Origin of the sequence: Clostridium sp. AM33-3 (assembly GCF_003480315.1) — a bacterium.
Classification (GTDB): domain Bacteria; phylum Bacillota; class Clostridia; order Lachnospirales; family Lachnospiraceae; genus Brotaphodocola.
Window position 1 is genome coordinate 1 of the sequence record NZ_QUIV01000046.1, and the last position, 1,892, is coordinate 1,892.

The 1,892-nt window shown below is 42.2% G+C and carries 1 protein-coding gene; it reads right to left on the reverse strand.

Annotated elements, in window-relative coordinates:
* Positions 1-172: 172 nt before the first annotated feature.
* On the reverse strand, positions 173-1,798 hold the full coding sequence (locus DW819_RS15395; protein ID WP_118733984.1) for an IS1182 family transposase: 1,626 nt from the start codon (positions 1,796-1,798) through the stop codon (positions 173-175).
* Positions 1,799-1,892: the final 94 nt, after the last annotated feature.

Sequence of the window (1,892 nt, forward strand, 5' to 3'; positions counted from 1 at the left end):
TGGGGCTGTCGCACTAGCAAATATTTTTTGCTGGGCGGCAGCCCTGCTTTATGCCCAAATGGGGGCGAAATCGGTTGTGATTTCGCCCCCATCCCTTATAAACACAGTTCATTCCCAGACATCCCTTTCGGCATGCCTGATTTCAAACTGTTTTGTTTTCAACCATTAAAATCTATGCTGTCTTTAATGAAAAAAGATGACTCCCCGTTCTTCCGGTCTGAATCTTGCAATGAAGCTTATTGATATTTCGTCCCATCGCCAAAAGGATGCTCTCTGCCAGTGCATTTGCCTTTCCTCGGTACAGATATCTTCGAAAATTCATGTCTTCCTTTACATCAGCAAATGAACCTTCGGCCTGAATACTGCGATTCATACGGAGCGTCGTTCCATACTCACTTGTGATCCGTTCCAGATCTTCTGCACGTTTTTGATTCATCGTCTTCGAGACCATCAGCACTTTATTACGTTTTTCCATAGGTGTTTTGCAGTTGTTTCCTTTGATACATTCCGTTTTATAAGGACAGCCGGTACAGTCTGGACTTCTGTAATAAGTTTTTACACTGACATATCCGCTGGCTGTTTTACTTCTGCGTTCATTTGTAACAGTCAGTTCCCTTCCATTCCGACAGATATAGCTGTCTCTGTCTGCGTGATACTCCATGTTTTCTCTTCTGCTGATGTCTTTTTTGTATTTTCGGGTTTTCGAAATCTCATAGTTCTGCGGCTTTATATAGGCGGTCTGTCCGTTTCCCTCAATGAAAAGATAGTTTTCTTCACTTTCATATCCGGCATCTGCAACGATTTCTGAATATTTAAATCCTAAGTGACTCTCCATATCTTTCAAAAAAGGGATCAGGGTGCATGTATCGGTTGGACGCGGGCTAATATCAATCCATGTGATGTATTCAGAGTCCACTCCGTGCTGGATGTTATAAGCAGGTTTTAACTGTCCATTCAGCATCGCATCTTCTTTCATTCTCATGAAGGTCGCATCCGGGTCTGTTTTGGAATAACTGTTTCTATCTCCAAGCGTATACAGTTTTTTCGTATATTCCTTTAGTTTCTCCAGATATTGATCCAGCTGTTCCAGGGATTTCTGCAACTGTGTTTTTCTACGTCCAATTCCATGCACGAACACAATCCCCTCCTGTACTTTGACGCGGCACAACTGCTTTTTTAACCGTTTTAATGTGTGGATGGATATCTGGTCATGGTATACGCTCCTGATTCCATAGAGTTCTTCGCATTCAGCCACAAAAGAAGTTAGTTTTGTGTATAACCGGGCCTGATTTTTCGTAATAGCCCGTTTCCATACAAATGTATATTTATTGGCTGCCGATTCTATCTTGGTGCCATCAATAAAAATGGTCTTTCCCGAAATCTCACCAAGAAGATAGAGCAGATCTGACATTTGGGCAAGCAGAACCTTTGCGCAGGCAGAAAAATGTAGGGAGATAAAACGCGCAATCGTTGCATGATCAGGAGCAGGCATTCCTTCAAGGAGATACATAAAGTTGATATCCCGTTTACATGCTTTTCGGATATCTCGACTTGAGTAGATTCGATTCATTGCTGCATAGATAACGAGTTTCAGCATCTGACGCGGCGTTGCCTGATTTTTTCTGATCCTGCCATAAGTTTTATATAGTTCAGAAAGGTCCATTTCCTCCACAAAGGCACTTACCAGACGAACTGGATCATCAGATGGAATAGAAATCTCTAAATCCAGCGGAAGTTTGATTTGATAATACAGCGAAAATGAGGTATAATTCCTCTGTATTATTTTGTTTAGTCGCATAAACTGATTATACCACGAACGCCGGGCTTTTCGAAGCTCGGCGTTTTGTGTTGGATATATAAAATGAGCTGCCGCACGTTAGTGCGACAGCCCC

Coding starts and splice junctions, on each gene's coding strand:
- DW819_RS15395 (WP_118733984.1), bottom strand. CDS start 1,798: ATGCGACTAAACAAAATAATACAGAGGAATTATACCTCATTTTCGCTG.